This window comes from Halorubrum salinum (genome assembly GCF_024494575.1).
Lineage (GTDB): Archaea > Halobacteriota > Halobacteria > Halobacteriales > Haloferacaceae > Halorubrum > Halorubrum salinum.
Genome location: NZ_JANHDO010000001.1, coordinates 543643 through 560211 on the forward strand (window position 1 = coordinate 543643; position 16569 = coordinate 560211).

Consider the following 16569-nt stretch of genomic DNA (forward strand, 5'->3'; position numbering starts at 1 on the left):
CTCGACCACCGTTCGGCCGGAAGCTCCGATCGTCATTTCCGGTCGCGTGCGTAGTCGAGCGCCTTTCCGGGCGTCTCCAGCACGTTCAGGCCGATGCCGACGATGATAAAGAGGGTGTACAGCCCGAGCGTCGACAGCCCGAGGATCACCATGGCGGCGATGGCGTAGAGGCCGTCGAGCAGGGAGAACGCCCCGAGCGTCAGCACCGTTCCGTACAGCAACACGAGGTACGGTCCCCAGCCGCGGGCGTGCCCGCGGCGCATCCGGCCGCGAACGTACCGCTTCAACTCGGCCTCGACCGCGGGTTTGTCGACGGTTCGCTCTTCGACGTCGTCCTCGAACTCGTCGAACTCCGCGCGGAGCTCGCTGAGTTCCTCTCGCAGCGCCGCGACGTCCGGGGCCCCGCGCGGGCGCTCCTCGTCGCCGGTGCCGGCGGCACCGTCCGACTCGCCGTTCATACTCGGGCGTCGGTCGCGAGAGTGTTGTAACTGCCGGTCCGCGCCGTGGCGGGGCGGGAGGCCGTCCCGGTCCGGTCGACGAGTTCCCTGCGGGGCCTCTCCGGGGCGATCGCGGTCGGCGAGCACGACGTTGACCACGCCGCCGAGGACGACGACGACGGCGGCGAGGTACAGCCACGTGACGAGAAGCAGGACGCCGCCGATGACGCCGTACACCTGATACTGACCGGCGCTCGCGGCGTACACCTGAAAGCCGGCCTGTAGGAGCGTCCACCCGACCGCCGCGAACACCGCACCGGGCAGCGCCTCCCGAACCGACACCGAGGGTTCCGGAAGCAGGTAGTACGGTCCGAGGAACACCACCACGAGCACCGTCGGGAGCGCGAGGAAGCTCGCCGCCTCGATCGCCGGGACCGCGTCCGCGGCCGCGACGAACGCGCCGACGGCGACCATCGTCCCGATGCCGACGCCGACGGCGAGAACGACCGCGACCGCGTCCACGACTTGCTCCGCGAGGGTCGGGAGCTTCTCGACGCCGTACAGCGTGCCGAACGCGGTGTCGAGCCCGCGGAACACCTTCAGCGTCGACCAGAGCAGGACGGCGAGTCCCAGCACGCCCGCTCCGGTCCGGCCGCCGGCCGACGAGACCGCCGCGGCGACCGCGCCCTGTCCGGCCGGCGTGAGGAACTCTCCCGTCGCCGCGACGAGCCGGGCGGCGATCGTCTCGCCGAACACCGCGCTCGCGAGGACGACGAGCAACAACAGGGCGGGGATCAGCGAGACGAACGCGTAGTAGGCGATCGCGGCGGCGAGGAACGTCACCTGCCGGTCGACCGCGACGGCGGCGACGCGGCGAACGGTGTCGACTGCGGCTGTCGCGTGGCGGGACACACGGCGTGATTCGAGCGATCGCGACAAAAGCGGGAGGGTCTCAAGGAGGGTAAAGAGATTCAGTCGCCGGCGTCGTCGCCGAGGACCGCCTCGCGCATCTCCGGGATCGACGCCGTGCTCTTGACCGCCGTGCCGCGGTAGTGCGCGCGGCTCGCCTCGTGGCCGGCCGCGCGCAGGTGTTCGACGAACTCGTCCATGCCTATCGCGGGCTCGCCCCACTGCTTGTAAAGCCGGTGCTGGTCGTAGTGCGTCGGCGTGTCGATCTCGCTCGCGACCCTATCGAGCAGCTTTCGCGCGCGCTTCGCCTCGCCCATGTCGTCCGTGACGCGGTCGCGGACCGCGCGCGAGAAGTCGGCGTCGGCGACGGGACCGAGCCAGATCGGACCGGCCGTGAGCACGCGGTCGCTCCCGCAGACCGGACAGGCGTCGACGGGGTCGGCGATCAGCCCGGCGGTCGGCTCGCGAAAGAGGCAGTCCTCGCAGTGATCGACGTAGCCGAGTTCGTCGAGACAGGCGTCGGCCGCCCGCGCGCCGGACTCTAACTCGAGGTACGTCCGCGCGTAGTGACGCGAGACGTGCGAGAGGATCGGCTTCGCCGCCTTGTCGTAGCGCGCGGCGGTCCGGACGAGCGCCGATATCAGGGTTCGGAGCCCCATCTCGGGGTGGTAATCGGTGTTGCGGGGGACGGCCCCGTACTTGCGGATCCCGCTCTGCAGGTGCGCGCCACACAGCGGCGCGGTGTCGGTGGCCGTGACGCAGATCAGGTTCCGGCCGTTCGCGAACGCGGCGTCGGCGAAGGGGATCGGGGTTCCGTACGGGTCCAGATCGACGACGTCGAACGGCCCGTCGTCGTACAGGAGGGCGTTCACGTCGCGCCGGACGGTCTCGCCGTCGAGGCCGTTGTCGGCGAGGTTCTCGGCCGCGAGGTCGACGGCGTCGGGGTCGACGTCGGCGCAGGTCACGTCGTACCCTTCCGCGGCGGCGCGGACGCCACGAATGCCGGAGGCCGCCATCGCGTCGAGGTACGAGGCGGCGCGCGGCTCGCGGTCGCGATACGCGCGAAGCGCCGCGACGGTGACGTCGCGGTTCAGCTCCTGTGTGGGGTTGAAGAAGACCCCGCCGCCGGTCCCCTCGCTCGCCCCGTCGCGCGCTTCCGGAACGGAGACGGTGACGCCGCCCTCCTCTATGTCCATGCTCCGCGTTCGCCCATCCGGCACAAAAGGACCGCGCTCCGAGACCGAGCGCTCGCGGCGGCCGAGACGCCGCTCGCGTCGTCGCCGTAGAAGCACGGCCATTTTAGCCCGTCAGCGCGGATAGCAGGTATATGACGCCCAACACGCCGAAGCGGCGAGTAGACATCGAGACGCTCCGACGGCCGAGAGCGACGGGGCGGGACGCCGGTACGGAGGGGTGGTAACGATGGCGAGTCCCGCCCGCGTGGACGCGCTCACAGACATCGCGTACGGCGCGTTGATCGTGTTGTCCATCGCGCTCATCGCGACGTTCGAACCGAACAACGTCGGCGTCGCGTTCGGCATCGGTGTGTTCGTGTCCTACGTCGTCCACGTCGTCTGGAAGATGGCCCGGTTCGATCCCGACTGGATGACCCGCGAGGTCGCAGATCAGGTCGGCAAGGAAGTGGAGAAGACCGTCGGAGACACGGTCAACAGGGAAGTGGAGAAGACCGTCGGAGACACCGTCGACAAAGAAGTGACCGGTAAAGTCGAGGAGACCGTCGGCGAGACGGTGGAAAAGACCGTCGGAGAAACGGTCGAAAAGACGGTCGGCGAGAAGGTCGAGGAGACGGTGGAGAAGACGGTCGGTGAATCGGTTGAGAAGACGGTCGAGGAAACGGTCGGCGAGAAGGTAGAAGAGACGGTCGGTGAGAAGGTCGAAGAGACGGTCGGTGAGAAAGTCGAAGAGACGGTCGGTGAGAAGGTCGAGGAGACGGTGGAGAAGACGGTCGGTGAATCGGTCGAGAAGACGGTCGAAGAGACTGTCGGCGAGAAAGTCGAAGAGACGGTGGAGAAGACGGTCGAGGAGACAGTCGGCGAGAAAGTCGAAGAAACGGTCGAAGAAACCGTACAAAGCGCCACCGCGGAAGATGAGACGGACGACGCGGAGAGCGAAGACGAGGACGAAGACAGCGAGACTGACGGCGACGCGGCGGACGACAGATCACGATAAAAAAGACGCGTAGATCGTCGAGACGAACATCGGCGTTTCCGCGGGAGCGATCGGGAAGCGGTCACGGGTCGACGCGCGCGATCCACGCCGACGGGTCGTCGATCTCGGCCGCGGTCGGAAGGGACGCGGGGCCGTCCCAGACGGCGCTCGCGGCCTCGATCCCGCGGGCGTCGGCGACGTGGGCGAAGAACGCCGCGCCGCGCTCGTACTGTCGGCGTTTGAGCCCGAGGCCGAGCAGTCGGCGCGCGAGTCGCTGTACCGGGCCGCCGTCCCCGCGCCGGGCGTCGAGCTTCCGGCGCAGGTCGGCGTACTCGCCGTCGAACGCGCGGTCCATGAGCAGCTCCGCGTACCCCTCGACCGCGGTCATCGCGGTCTGTAGCTCCGCGAACGCGGCCGGGTCGAACCCGCCGGCGGAGAGCCCGTCGACGCCCCGCTCGACGCGAGATTCGAGGTACTCGGGGAGCCACGGTGCCGCGCCGAACTCCGCCGCGTGCGTCACCTCGTGGAAGGCGATCCACCGCCTGAAACGCGGGAGTTCGACGTCGAGCGTCGCCGCGACGCGGACGATGTTCGGGTGGACGAAGTACAGCCCGTGGTCGGCGTCGGGCTCGTCGGCGAGCAACAGGGGGTCGTACTGGCCGAGCACGTTTCGCGCGAGGAACCCGAGCGCGAACGCCATCGAGCCGGTGTTGGCGACGCGAGAGAGGTCACGCACCGGCTCCCACGCCCCACCGGCCGCGCCGTTCCCGAGCCCGGCGGCCGGTCGGCCGCCGGAGCCGCTCGTATCCCGATGGGTCGCGTCCGAATCGACCGCGTCCGAATCGGTCGCAGCCGCCTCGATCGGAGCCATCACCCGCCGGAAGGTGTCTGCGCTCGCGTCGATCCAGTGGTGGCGGTTCTGCACTTCGATCGTCTCCGGCACGTCGAAGTCGATCCCCGCGACGTCGCGGAGGCGCGCGTTCGCGTCGCGAACGTCGGTCGCGTAACCCTCTCGATCCGCGCCGGTGAGCGCGAGCGACCCGGGATCGGTGCTCGCCTTCGCGGCCGCGGCGGCCCGGTCCCAGTCGACGACGCCGGAACCGGACGCCTCGGAGACGACCCGGACGCTGCGGAGAATGTCCATACGAACGAGAGGGGGAGCCGCCTCAAATCCCTTGTGTCGGTGCCGGCGGCGAGCGCAGACCGGCACGGAGACGCCACGCGTCACCGGTGCGAGCGGCGGATCCGGCGGTTTATTGTTGGTCCCACGACAGCCACCTCCATGAACCAGCCACAGCGGGCGTTTCTCGACGACCTCCTCGCGACCGCCAGCCCGTCCGGGTTCGAGACGGCGAGCCAGCGGGTCTGGACCGAATACGTTCGCGAGTTCGCCGACGACGTATCGACGGACGCGTACGGCAACGCGGTCGCCGTCCACGAGGGCGACCCCGACGCGCCGACGCTCGCGTTCACCGGCCACGCCGACGAGATCGGGTTCATCGTTCGGGACATCCTCGACGACGGCTATCTCCGGATCGGTCGGATCGGGGGGTCAGACCGCACCGTTTCGAAGGGACAGCACGTCACCGTCCACGCCGACGAGCCCGTCAACGGCGTGATCGGTCAGACCGCGATCCACCTCCGTGACGCCGGCAACGAAGAGCACGAAGACATCGCGGGCCAGTTCGTCGACATCGGCGCGGTGGACGCCGACGAGGCCCGCGAGCACGTCGAGATCGGCGACCCAGTCACGTTCTCGACCGCCGCGACGGAACTGGCCGGCGACCGGATCGCTGCACGGGGAATCGACAACCGAACCGGAACGTGGGCGGCCGCAGAGGGGCTCCGTCGCGCGGTCGACGCCGAGGTCGAGCCGACCGTCTACGCCGTGTCCACGGTCCAAGAGGAGGTCGGACTGCAGGGCGCGCGGATGGTCGGCGTCGACCTCGACGACGTGGACGCGTTCGTCGCCGTGGACGTCACCCACGCCACCGACAATCCGGACATCGACAGGGAGCATCGGGGCCCGGTCGAACTCGGATCCGGACCGGTGGTGAGCCGCGGGAGCGCGAACCATCCCGCCCTCGTCGACCTCGCCACGACCGCCGCGACCGACGGCGACATCGAGGTGCAACTGCAGGCGGCGGGCACGCGGACCGGCACCGACGCGGACGCGTTCTACACCGCCCGCGGCGGCGTCCCGTCGCTCACCGTCTCGATCCCGAACCGCTACATGCACACGCCGGTCGAGGTGATCGACACCGGTGACCTCGACGCGGTCGCCGACCTCCTCGCCGCGATCGCTGCCGGCGCACCCGACGCGACGCCGCTCGCCGTCGACGTGTGAGCGGTCAGGCGGGGCGTGAGCGCCGGCCTCTGTCACGGTAAACCGGGGCACGGAAGCGGCGAAACGGAACTGTTTTACAATCTCTCTTCGTACCGACGAGTGCGTAGAAGACGCGCTCTGGTGGTGTAGTCCGGCCAATCATATCACCCTCTCACGGTGATGACCTGGGTTCAAATCCCAGCCGGAGCATTCTCGTTCCGTTCTCAATTCTAACGACAGTTTTCGCAGCCGGCGGTCCGACAGGCGCGAGAGATCTCTGAACCCCTCCCGCCGTGCGTTCCCGCGCACTCCGTTCGTCGTTCGCACCAGATCGGTTAGTGTCGGCCGACGCCTACGCCGGGTATGGACGCGCTCGCGACGCTTCTCGCCCCGCTCCGCCTGGAACCGAGCGCCGCCGCGACGACGTGTGAACCGACCGGAACGATCTATTCGGCGGAGCCGCTGGGCCTCGTCGTGTTCGCGCTCGTCGGGCTGCTCGGCGGGGCCCACTGTATCGGCATGTGCGGGCCGCTCGTCACGACCTACGCCGACCGCATGCGCGGCGACGCCGACCGTCCCGGAACCGGTTCGCGCGCGGATCGGCTCACGGTTCGACACGTCCGCCAGCACGCCCTGTTCAACCTCGGTCGGACGGCCAGCTACGCCGTCATCGGCGGGCTGTTCGGCCTCGCGGGGAGCGTGGCGTTCGTCAGCGCGCGGACGGTCACGACGATCGCCGACGACGTGCACGCGCTCACCGGAATTCTCATCGGCGGCGCGATCATCGCTATCGGGGTGAGGTACGCGCTGCGGCTGCAGCTGCACGCGCTTCCGGTTCCCGGCCTCTCGGCGGCGACGGGGGCGGTCACCGAACGGCTTCTTCCGCGCGTCGACGCGTGGGTCGGCGGCTGGCGGATCGTCGGCCTCGGAGCCGTTCACGGGCTCCTCCCGTGTCCGCTGTTGTACCCGGCGTTCCTGTACGCGTTCGTACAGGGGAGCGCCGTCGGCGGGGCGGCGGCGCTCGCCGCGCTCGGCGCGGGAACGGTGCCGGCGATGTTCCTCTTCGGCACCGTGTTCCAGTCCGTGCGCGTCGGGACGCGGATGCGGCTCCACCGCGTGCTCGGTGTCGCCTTCGTCGCGCTCGGGTACATCCCGCTTCAACACGGGCTCGCGACGATCGGCGTGCCGCTGCCGCACCCGCCGATCCCCTACTACTCGCCGTTCTGATCCGGCGCGTTCGACGGGCGCACCAGACGCGTTATGGCCGGACGGCGTCTGCGATCGGGTATGGAACGCCGGAGGCTGCTCGGGAGCGTCGGCGCGCTGACGGCGGCGGCGACCGCCGGATGCACGGCGCGGCTGTTCGGAGACGACCCAGCGGGCGTCGTCCTCGACCCACAGGAGGACCAGATCGCCGACAGCGAGGACCTCTCGTACCCCGCGTACGGCCAACCGCTCCCCGCGTTCGAACTCACCGACCCGATCGCCGATATCACGATCGACAGCGAGGCGCTCAACCGGACCGCGCTCGTGACGGGCGTGTTCACGTTCTGTCCCGTCGAGTGTAGCATCCTCCTCCGTCGGCTGGTGGGCGTCCAACACCGGATCGCGGAGGCGGGGCTCACCGACGAGACGCTCTTCCTCCCGATCACGTTCGATCCCGAGCGCGACGACGAGGCGCAACTGCGGCGCAACGCCGAGACGATCGGCGTCGACCTCGCGGCCGGCAACTGGCACTACCTCCGCCCGGAGAGCCCGGAGCGCGCGAAGACGGTGGTCCAAGAGCGGCTGGGAATCGGCTTCGAGCGGACGACCGAGCGCTCGCGGATCGAGGGGTACGACTTCACCCACCTCGTCGTGACCCTGCTCGTGAACCCCGACGGTGTCGTCGAGCGCGCGTATCGCGGCGAGCGGATCGACCGCGAGCGCGTCGCGGACGACGTCAGCACCGTCGTCGAAGCGTTCGCCGATCGCTGACGTCGCCAGCCGATCGCAATCGCCATTCATCGACCGCAATCGCCATCTATCGCACTCCACCGCCAATCACCACCGATCGCCGCCCGGTCGTTCCCATGCCTGGTTGTCACATGAGGGCAACACACATATCCGTCGCCGTCTCACGGCCGGTATGAACGTCGACGTGGTGGTGTACGACGGCTTCGACGAACTCGACGGGATCGGCCCCTACGAGGTGTTCGATCACGCGTTCGCGGTCGACGCGGCCGATGCAGGCCGCGTCCGGTACGTGACGCTCGACGAGCGCGAGACGGTGACGGCGAGCCACGGGACGCGCGTCGGCGTCGACGGCGCGCTGCCGGATCCGACCGCGGCGAACGCCCCCGACCTGCTCGTCGTCCCCGGCGGCGGGTGGCGCGCGCGCAACGAGGAGGCGAGCGCGTGGGCCGAAGCGCAGCGGGGCGACCTGCCCGACGCGCTCGCCCGGTACCACGACGCTGACGTGACTATCGCCTCGGTCTGTACCGGATCGATGCTGTTGGCCGAGGCGGGCGTCACCGACGGACGCCGGGCGGTCACACACGCGTCGGCGCTCGACGAACTCCGCGAGTCAGGCGCGCGGGTCGTCGACGCGCGGGTCGTCGACGACGGCGACCTGATCACCGCGGGCGGGATCACCTCCGGGATCGACCTCGCCTTGTACCTTCTCGAACGGGAGTTCGGAGAGCCGACCGCAGCGCGCGTCGCGACCGTCCTCGAATACGAACGGCGGGGAGACGTCGCCGGTCCAGCGTAGGCGAGCGCGTCGAGAGGCGCGGGAAACTCCGAAACCGCTCTCCCCGTCAGTCGCCGCCGTCGTCGGGGAGCGGTGCCGCGTCGCTCGGGCTCTCGCCCGCCTCGTTGCTCGTCGTGCCGCCGTCGGCGTCCACGGTGATGACGGTGCAGTCCAGCTCGCTGCGGAGGAACGAGTCGATGTCGGGGTCCGAGAGCAGCTTCTGGACCATGCGCCGCCAGCGACCCGCCTGTTTCGAGCCGATGACGACGACGTCCGCTCCCTCGGCGACTATCTCTTCGAGGATGGTCTCCTCGACGAGGAAGCCGCGGCGGACGACGTACCGGGCGCGGTCCAGTCGGCCCAGTCGCTCTTCGACCGCGCGCTTGAGGTCGCTGCGCGAGACGCCCCCCGAGTTCTGGTACAGATCCACGTGGAGGACGGTGAGTTCGGCGTCGCGCTCTTCCGCGACGCGGACGGCCTCCCGCAGCGTCGCCTCCGAGTGAGACGACGGTGGGTATCGAACGGGGACCACGACGAGGGTCATGTTGGAAGCGTTGCACACCGGGGATAAATACGCTGTCGGTGACGTTAAAAGGTAAAGTGGCTCCCTCCCGGAGAGGCGGACATGGCCGACGAGGAGATCGACGACGTGGACACGGCGATCCTGTACGCGCTCCAGGAAGACGCACGGAACATGTCGTCGGGCGACATCGCGGAGCGGACCGGCACCTCGGACAGCACCGTTCGCAAGCGAATTCAACGGCTCGAATCCGACGGCGTGATCAAGGGGTACAGCGCGAGCGTCGACTACCAGAAGTCGGGGTATCCGCTCAGGATGTTGCTCTACTGTACCGCGTCGATCGTGGAGCGCGGTGACCTGATCGACGACATCCTGGCCATAGACGGCGTCGTCTCGGTCCAGGAGCTGGTCACCGGCGAACAGAACCTCCTCGTGACCGCGGTCGGCGAGACGGACGGCGACATCACCCCCGTCGCACAGGCGCTCATCGACATGGACCTCACCGTGGCCGACGAAGTGCTCGTGCGCACACACGAGACGACCCCGTTCGGGAAGTTCGACTCCGGGGACCGCACTGCGGACGGTTCCCAGTCGGCCGAAGACGCCTCGTAGTCCGCCGACGACACACCGGCGTCGGCCGAAGACGCGCTTCTCTCAGCCGGACAATCTATCCGCTCACCCGCCAGAGGACACGCTCTCGGGTGACGTGGCGACGGCCGTATGCGACACCACCCACAAAACCATAACGTTCTATAATGGGAAAATCACGAACGGTTTGTGAATACAAACAGATTTAATACGCGTTCTGTTATTAGAGGCAGGTAGAAGCGACCAGATGCGGATTCCGGATCCGCCTCGCTCACAGGCGCTGGTCGTCCGATGGGCTACACGATGTCAGGACACAGCTCGAAGCCGACGGTCGGAGCACTTCCGGACACGACGGCGGAGTCGCCGCTCGTGCCCGTCGTACTAACGTGGCTCGTGTGGTCGCTTTTCGCGGCGAGCGTCGTCGTCCTCGTCGCTCGCGTTCGGACCGAGGGCCCGTGGGGCGTACCCGGCGTGGTCGCCGTCGACGGCCTGACGGCCCTGATGTGGGTCGTCGTCACCTTCTTCAGCGGGATCGTCCACAGCTACTCGCGCCGCTACATGGCCGGAAGCGCCCACGAGACGGGCTTTTTCCTCGGGGTGTTCGGATTCACGACCGCCGTGATGGCCCTCGTGGCTGCAGACCACCTCGTCCTGTTCGCCGGCCTGTGGCTGGCGATGGGGCTCGTGATGGCGAACCTCATCGGAACCCTCGACGGCTGGGATCAGGCGCGGGCCGCCGCACGCGTCGCACGCCGGTATTTCCTCGCCAGCAGCGGGCTGCTCGGTGTCGCGCTGACCGTGCTGTGGTGGTCGACCGGCGCGACGTCGGTATCCGGCGTCGCCGCTGCCGCCGACGGCCTCGGGGGGCCGGCGTGGCTCGTCGCCGCGGCGGCGCTCCTCCTCGCCGCGATGATCCAGTCCGCTCTCGTCCCGTTCCACCGGTGGCTGCTCTCCTCGATGACGGCTCCGACCCCCGCCTCGGCTCTGATGCACGCCGGGTTCGTCAACGCGGGCGGCATCCTGCTCCTCCGCTTCGCGCCGGTCGTGACCGTCGACGCCACGTTCATGCTCGCTGTCGTGGCCGTCGGCGCGACGAGCGCCCTGCTCGGAAAGCTGCTCAAATCCGTTCAGGCGGCGGCCAAGAGCGAGCTGGGCTGTTCGACGGTCGGACAGATGGGATTCATGATCATGCAGGCCGGCCTCGGCTTCTTCGGCGCGGCCGTCACGCACCTCGTCTTGCACGGATTCTATAAGGCGTACCACTTTCTCAGCGCGGGCGCACAGGTCGAACACACCAGTCCGGCCGACGAAGACGCCAGCGGGACGAGCCTCGCGGGCGCCGCGGTCGTCCTACCGACCGGCGTCGCGGGCGGCGCGCTGTTCGCGGTCCTCACCGGGAAGGGAACGAGCGTCGACAGCGGCCTCCTGCTCGTGGTGTTCGTCGTGCTCACGACGCTCCACGCGGCTCGCAGCGCCGTCACGCACACCTCCCTCTCCGCGAACGCCCGCTACGGCGCGGTCCCGCTCGTCTTTCTCCCGGCAATCGCCGTCTACGCGCTCGTCTACGAGGCGATCTCGGGCGTCCTGTCGGGCCTTCCGGTCGTCGCGGCTCCGACCCAGCTGAGCGCCGCGCACGTGCTCGTCGCGGCCGTCTTCCTCGCCGTCTACGTCGCGATAGAGACCGGCGTCCACGAGCGGAGCCAGCGCCTCTACGTCGCGCTGTTGAACGCGAGCCAGCCCGTCTCAAGCACCGTTTTGACCGCCACGGAGAACTACGATGAGCACTGACCACACGATAGCGGACCGTATCGACAAAGCAGCAGCCACCGTCGGACCGATGTGGCCGATCCACTCGTTCGTGACGGCCAACCCGCTGTCCGGCTTCGAGGACGTGCCGTTCGGGGAGGCCGTCGCGCAGGCGTCTGCCCTCTTCGGCGGCCGCGGGTACCCGAGTCCCGAGACGTTCCGGGCGGCCCTCGATCGCGGACAGATAGATCCCGAGGCCCTCCGGGCGGAACTCGCAGAGCGCGGCTACGACGCCGACCCCGAAACCCTTCTGGACCGGCTTGAAACCGGGGCTCACGCGGAGCGTCCGGACGCCGACGCCGGCGCGGAGCGCTCGGACGCCGACCGGGTCGACCGCGTGCTGACGAAGTGGCTGTCGGCGTTCCTCGACGAGGGACAGGCGAAGTGGCCGATGCCGAACCGCGAGGACGGGTTCTACAGCGCCTTCCGCTCGGTGGCCGCGATCGACGGACAGATTCCGGACGGCGAGCATATCGCGGAGCTTCCGTCGTCGCCGATCGACGCCATCGACGCCGTGCTCGACGCCCACCCCGAGAGCCAGTTCGTCCCCATCTTCGAAGAGCAGCTCGCCGCGCTCCCCGGCTGGACCGGTCTGATCAAACAACGCGCGGCCGACGGCGGCGCGTGGCAGTCCGCGCATCCGATCACGCTCGAAGGCTACCTCGCGGCCCGGCTCGCGCTGTCTTCCGCCTTCGACGTCGACATCGAGCCGTCGGTCGGATCGGACGACCCCGAGACCCAGCCGGACGACGCGCTCGCGGAAGCGTTCCTGAGCGCGTGGGAGGCGACGTACCGCGACGACCTCGTCGACCGCGTCGCGGACGAGAGCGAGGCTCGTGCCGCCGACGAAGCCGTCGCAGAGAGCGACGCGGACGGTCGTCCCGACGCGCAGCTCGTCTTCTGTATCGACACGCGCTCGGAGGTGCTCCGCCGTCACGTCGAGGCGACCGGCGAGTACGAGACGCACGGGTACGCCGGCTTCTTCGGGGTCCCCGTGGAGTATCAGGAGTACGGCTCCGACGTGTCGGTCGACGCCTGTCCGCCCATCCTCGACCCGCAACACCGGGTTTCCGAAGTCCCGGTCGACAGGGACACACAGACGACCCACGACCGCCTCTCGAACCTCCGCGAGGCCGCGGGCGAGGTGATCGAGACGCTGAAGACGAACCCCGCCACCGCGTTCGGCTTCGTCGAGAGCGCCGGAAGCGGGTACGGGCTCGCGCTCGCGGCCCGCACGCTCGTCCCCGGCCGCGTCCGCGACGCCCTCGAAACCGCGGACGACGCGACGCCCGACACCCACGAGTTCTGTGACCAACTCGTCCACCACCAACACACCTACGCCGACGACCTGCCCGTGGGACTGACCCGCGACGAGAAGGTCGAGTACGCCGCCACCGCCTTCGAACTGATGGGCTGGGAGGCGTTCGGCCGGCTCGTCGTCTTCACGGGTCACGCGAGCGAGACGGCGAACAACCCGTACGGTTCGAGCCTCGACTGCGGCGCCTGCGCCGGCAACCCCGGCGGTCCGAACGCCCGCATCCTCGCGGCGATCTGCAACGACGAGGCCGTCAGGGCAGACCTCCGTGACCGCGGGTTCGATATCCCCGACGACACGGTCTTTCTGGCCGGTCAACACAACACGACGACGGACGAGGTGGACCTCTTCGACGACGGCGTCCCCGAGAGCCACGCGGACGACCTCGACCAGCTGCGTGCGGACCTCGCGACCGCCCGGGAGAACGCGGCGGCCGAACGTCTCGAATCGATGGGTGCGGACGGCTCGACGGGCGTCGCCGAGGCCGAACGCCGCGCCGCCGACTGGGCCGAGACGCGTCCCGAATGGGGACTCGCCGGCAACGCCGGGTTCGTCGTCGGCCCGCGCGACCTGACGAGCGGCCTCGACCTCGACGGTCGCGCCTTCCTCCACTCGTACGACTGGTCGACGGACCCCGACGGCGACGCGCTCGAAGCGATCCTCACGGGGCCGATGGTCGTCACCCAGTGGATCAACGCCCAGTACTACTTCTCGACGGTCGACAACGCCGTCTACGGCGGCGGGTCGAAGGTGACGCAGAATCCGGTCGGCAACGTCGGCGTGTATCAGGGCAACGGCGGCGACCTGATGACCGGACTCCCCTCGCAGTCGCTCTCGGTCGACGACGACACGCCGTACCACCAGCCGCTCCGCCTCTCGACCGTGATCCACGCGCCGGTCGACCGCGTCGCCGACGTCTTGGCCGCTCACGAGGAACTGAGCGAACTCCTCGACAACGGCTGGCTCTCTCTGACGGTCGTCGACCCGACGCAGGACCACCGCGCGTTCCACTACGAGGAGGAGTTGGAGTGGACACCGGCGTCCGACGCGGTCGATGCGGAGACGGCGACACCGACTGCGCCCGCCGTCGCGGACGACTAGGAGCGGACGGCGTCGACAGATTCAGGGCTCACAGTCGGTCACGGATCGACCGGAACGGAAGTCCGCCCTCCCCGAAATTGAAACGCGCGAGACTCCCTACGGTCGTCTCGCTGTTCCCCGCTCGCTTCGCTCGCGGGGACGGGGGACAAGTCGATCTACAGTCGGTCGCGGATCGACCGGAACGGAAGTCCGCCCTCCCCGAACGCATGATCTCTGCCGTTGCTACCCGTCGCTAGCCGCTGTAGTGCTCGTCGGTTCATATGTCGAAGTACCTCCGTCGCTGCGCCGCTTTTTCGCGCTCGCTGCGCCGATCGTAGTGCTTGTCGAGAACGTCGTCGCTCGCGTTGAGCCGGTCCTCGACGAGATCGCGTTTCACGTCCGCTCGCCGATACGCCGTGACCCGTCCGCTCCGCACGTCATGGGGAGCCCGCGCAGACGGACAGCGGCTCATGTAGCCGCTCTGCGTGAACTCGCAGGTGTCCGGGTCCTCGTCGTGGGGACACTCCTCTCCGCGCCAGCAGGGCCGCGTGATGCGATAGAGGTTGTCCCTGATCGACGAGGTGCTCATCCGTCCGTATTTGGTCGACAGTAGCGGCTGTCGGCCGTGTTCGTCGGTCGCATCCTTCCGCGGGCCGTCGATGAAGTCGCGAAGGACCGTCGCCACCTCCTGACTGATCGCGTTCCAGCGGGTGCCCGGTCCCTTGTTCTTGAGGGGTGTGCCGGTGTCCGGTCGGTGGACGAAGTGAACCGCCGGCCCCTCGCCTCGGGCGCGGCTCCCGTCGAGGTCGAGGTCGCCGAGATCGAGCCCGCGGAGCGCGCCGGTCCGGCAGCCGGTATGCCACAGCATCAGGAGGATGACGTGGCGGCGACCGGCGTATTCGTACTTGTCGAGGAACTCCAGAATCTCGACGGCGCGCTCCGGATCGAGCGTGCTGTCGCTCACCTGTTCGTCGCGGCCGGCGACCGGCAGCGGGAGCTTGTCCCAGAGTTCCGGCTCAACGGCGTCGATCGTCGCGCAGAACCGGAGGAACGCGCGGACCGTCGCGAGCGTCCCTCGGAGGGTGACGGTCTCGATCTTCTGTCCGGAGTAGCCGCCGTCGCGACGCCAGACGCGGAACTCGTAGAGGTCGCGGCCGGACAGTTCGTTCATGTTGGTGAGGCCCACCTCGTCGGTCCACGCGACGAAGGCGCGGAGGTCGTAGAGCTGGGACTCGCGGGTGTTCTCGCTGATGTCTTCGCGGCCTCGCAGGTACAGGTCGACGGCCTTCGCCGGCTCGATCGGTTCGAGGTCCGTCACTCGTCGACCACCTCGTAGTCGGTCTCGTGGCCGGTCTCGTCCTCGTGGCGGAGCGCGGCGCTCGCGGCGACCGTCTTCGAAGACTTCACCTCCTCAAGCTCGCAGTCCCGGCAGACGATATGTACGCGGGTCACGCCGGTAGCACCTCGCCAGTTCGAAACTCGGTGCCCGAGATACCCGCCTGTCGGCGCGCCTTGTCGATCAGGGCCGCATCCGTCGCGAGCACGCTCGCCTCCACCTCCTCGACATTCGTCCCGCGGTTGGACCGGAGCGTGACCGTGGCAGACCGCGTCATCTTCTGTTCTCCACCGCTTGCTTGACGGTCCCGCCGTCGAGACGATCCGCCAGCACATCGCGAGCGTCGAAGTGTGTCCGAGATCTTCTGTTCGGAGGCTTTTCGTCACTCGCGTGCGATTCGCCAGAGGGGGCGCGTGGGGAGTCCTTAGGCAGAGTCATCACGCGGCCCCTTCATCGATTTCTAACTCGATACCGCCGAATCCACCACGCTCTCGCGGAGCGCAGCGGTTGGGATCGGTATCGAACTTCTCGACGTAGTCCTCGACCGCTTCTCGGATGATCTCCGAGACGGTGACCGTGTCGCCCGGTTCAGAGAGCTGGTACGCGATCCGGTTTAGCTCCATCTTCCGGCGATCTGTAAGCTGTACGTTCACGCGGGTTCGTGAGTTCCCGCTAGCATTTGCTTGCGCCATGCATCTACCCTGTAATTCTGTATTACAATAAAACTGGTGTATGGTAATTCAACAACACGCCTCCAACGCCAGTATTACGGTGTTACAGTAAGACTAGAACACATGGGACAGACAAGCCTCCGTTTGGACGACGAACTGGAGGAGCAGATCGAGTCTGAGCTATCCTACGGGGATAGCAAGAGCGAATGGATTCGACATGCGATCAAGATGCGCCAGCACGTAGACCCAATTCTTGACGAGGCATACGAATCCTACCAGCGGGAGGAACGACTCGAACTCGTTGAGGCGGCCGTGCGGAAGGAGGTCGACCGACGGAAGCGGGAAGTTGGGAACGGGAACGGAGGGGGTGGCCGGTGACGCTGATCGAAGCCTATCGCGAGGATCTCCGCGAGCTTGTTGCTCGGCTCGACGAGAACGGAGTGTTCGCTCCCGGCGAGCGCGAGGCGTGGGACGAGGGAATCGACGAGGCCGACGAGATGAACGAGCTGATGATGACGGGCGAGTCGCTCCACGAGGCGATGGCAGACCGCGAGGGCGTCGACGAAGTCGTTGGCGAGCATGCGGAGAATCAGACGCAGGCGTTTGTGTAGTATAAAAGCTAAAACATACCTGATATTTTATGATAACTAATATAACCCTCTCCCGAATTCTGTCAATATA

Annotated in this window: 18 protein-coding genes and 1 tRNA gene; 11 read left to right on the forward strand and 8 right to left on the reverse strand. The window is 68.1% G+C overall.

Going from position 1 to position 16569, the window contains the following annotated elements:
* Window positions 1-32: 32 nt before the first annotated feature.
* Together NO930_RS02765 and NO930_RS02770 are read right to left on the reverse strand one after the other, a co-directional pair.
* The gene (locus NO930_RS02765; RefSeq protein WP_137784305.1) at window positions 33-1349 is read right to left on the reverse strand and encodes a YihY/virulence factor BrkB family protein; all 1317 of its coding nucleotides are present in this window, start codon (window positions 1347-1349) and stop codon (window positions 33-35) included.
* Window positions 1350-1408: 59 nt separating this feature from the next.
* The gene (locus tag NO930_RS02770) at window positions 1409-2542 is read right to left on the reverse strand and encodes a tRNA (guanine(26)-N(2))-dimethyltransferase (protein WP_256402396.1); all 1134 of its coding nucleotides are present in this window, start codon (window positions 2540-2542) and stop codon (window positions 1409-1411) included.
* A 226-nt stretch (window positions 2543-2768) separates the two neighbouring features.
* Between NO930_RS02770 and NO930_RS02775 the strand changes: the two genes are divergently transcribed.
* On the forward strand, window positions 2769-3536 hold the full coding sequence (locus tag NO930_RS02775) for a hypothetical protein (protein ID WP_256402397.1): 768 nt from the start codon (window positions 2769-2771) through the stop codon (window positions 3534-3536).
* A 61-nt stretch (window positions 3537-3597) separates the two neighbouring features.
* On the opposite strand, the gene NO930_RS02780 is transcribed toward NO930_RS02775, so the two are convergent.
* Window positions 3598-4659 carry a zinc-dependent metalloprotease gene (locus NO930_RS02780; protein WP_256402398.1) on the reverse strand — a complete coding sequence of 354 codons (1062 nt, stop codon included), beginning with the start codon at window positions 4657-4659 and terminating at the stop codon, window positions 3598-3600.
* 138 nt (window positions 4660-4797) lie between these two features.
* On the opposite strand from NO930_RS02780, the gene NO930_RS02785 reads away from it, so the two are divergent.
* The 5 genes from NO930_RS02785 to NO930_RS02805 all read left to right on the forward strand — a co-directional run bounded on the left by NO930_RS02785 (window position 4798) and on the right by NO930_RS02805 (window position 8593).
* Entirely contained in the window at window positions 4798-5862 is a 1065-nt protein-coding gene (locus tag NO930_RS02785; RefSeq protein WP_256402399.1) for a zinc-binding metallopeptidase family protein, read from the forward strand.
* A gap of 114 nt (window positions 5863-5976) precedes the next feature.
* A tRNA-Glu gene (locus NO930_RS02790) sits at window positions 5977-6051 on the forward strand.
* 153 nt (window positions 6052-6204) lie between these two features.
* Window positions 6205-7068 (forward strand): sulfite exporter TauE/SafE family protein, encoded by an 864-nt coding sequence (locus NO930_RS02795; RefSeq protein WP_256402400.1) that lies wholly within the window; start codon window positions 6205-6207, stop codon window positions 7066-7068.
* A gap of 60 nt (window positions 7069-7128) precedes the next feature.
* Window positions 7129-7818, forward strand: coding sequence for an SCO family protein (locus NO930_RS02800; RefSeq protein WP_256402401.1), 690 nt, complete (start codon window positions 7129-7131; stop codon window positions 7816-7818).
* A 151-nt stretch (window positions 7819-7969) separates the two neighbouring features.
* A complete protein-coding gene (locus NO930_RS02805) occupies window positions 7970-8593 on the forward strand; it encodes a DJ-1/PfpI family protein (RefSeq protein WP_256402402.1) in 624 nt (207 codons plus the stop codon).
* 46 nt (window positions 8594-8639) lie between these two features.
* On the opposite strand, the gene NO930_RS02810 is transcribed toward NO930_RS02805, so the two are convergent.
* Window positions 8640-9116 carry a universal stress protein gene (locus NO930_RS02810; protein ID WP_137784244.1) on the reverse strand — a complete coding sequence of 159 codons (477 nt, stop codon included), beginning with the start codon at window positions 9114-9116 and terminating at the stop codon, window positions 8640-8642.
* Between the two features lie 81 nt (window positions 9117-9197).
* Here NO930_RS02810 and NO930_RS02815 point away from each other — a divergent pair, with 81 nt between their 5' ends.
* From NO930_RS02815 to NO930_RS02825, 3 genes are all read left to right on the forward strand, one after another.
* Window positions 9198-9704, forward strand: a complete 507-nt coding sequence (locus NO930_RS02815) for an Lrp/AsnC family transcriptional regulator (RefSeq protein WP_137784245.1) — start codon at window positions 9198-9200, stop codon at window positions 9702-9704.
* 279 nt (window positions 9705-9983) lie between these two features.
* Window positions 9984-11468 (forward strand): proton-conducting transporter transmembrane domain-containing protein, encoded by a 1485-nt coding sequence (locus tag NO930_RS02820; RefSeq protein WP_256402403.1) that lies wholly within the window; start codon window positions 9984-9986, stop codon window positions 11466-11468.
* The gene (locus NO930_RS02825; protein ID WP_256402404.1) at window positions 11458-13902 is read left to right on the forward strand and encodes a DUF2309 domain-containing protein; all 2445 of its coding nucleotides are present in this window, start codon (window positions 11458-11460) and stop codon (window positions 13900-13902) included. Before NO930_RS02820 ends, NO930_RS02825 begins: the two co-directional genes overlap by 11 nt.
* Window positions 13903-14158: 256 nt before the next feature.
* Here the strand turns inward: NO930_RS02825 and NO930_RS02830 are convergent, their stop codons facing one another.
* From NO930_RS02830 to NO930_RS02845, 4 genes are all read right to left on the reverse strand, one after another.
* On the reverse strand, window positions 14159-15199 hold the full coding sequence (locus tag NO930_RS02830) for a tyrosine-type recombinase/integrase (RefSeq protein ID WP_256402405.1): 1041 nt from the start codon (window positions 15197-15199) through the stop codon (window positions 14159-14161).
* Complete coding sequence (locus NO930_RS02835; protein WP_256402406.1) at window positions 15196-15333, reverse strand: hypothetical protein; 138 nt, start codon at window positions 15331-15333, stop codon at window positions 15196-15198. Before NO930_RS02835 ends, NO930_RS02830 begins: the two co-directional genes overlap by 4 nt.
* Window positions 15330-15494 carry a hypothetical protein gene (locus tag NO930_RS02840; RefSeq protein ID WP_256402407.1) on the reverse strand — a complete coding sequence of 55 codons (165 nt, stop codon included), beginning with the start codon at window positions 15492-15494 and terminating at the stop codon, window positions 15330-15332. Before NO930_RS02840 ends, NO930_RS02835 begins: the two co-directional genes overlap by 4 nt.
* A 160-nt stretch (window positions 15495-15654) precedes the next feature.
* Window positions 15655-15870: a hypothetical protein gene (locus tag NO930_RS02845; protein WP_256402408.1), complete on the reverse strand. Its 216-nt coding sequence runs from the start codon at window positions 15868-15870 to the stop codon at window positions 15655-15657.
* Window positions 15871-16011: 141 nt separating this feature from the next.
* Between NO930_RS02845 and NO930_RS02850 the strand changes: the two genes are divergently transcribed.
* Window positions 16012-16266, forward strand: a complete 255-nt coding sequence (locus NO930_RS02850) for a hypothetical protein (protein WP_256402409.1) — start codon at window positions 16012-16014, stop codon at window positions 16264-16266.
* Window positions 16263-16499: a hypothetical protein gene (locus tag NO930_RS02855; protein ID WP_256402410.1), complete on the forward strand. Its 237-nt coding sequence runs from the start codon at window positions 16263-16265 to the stop codon at window positions 16497-16499. Before NO930_RS02850 ends, NO930_RS02855 begins: the two co-directional genes overlap by 4 nt.
* The last annotated feature ends 70 nt before the right edge of the window (window positions 16500-16569 follow it).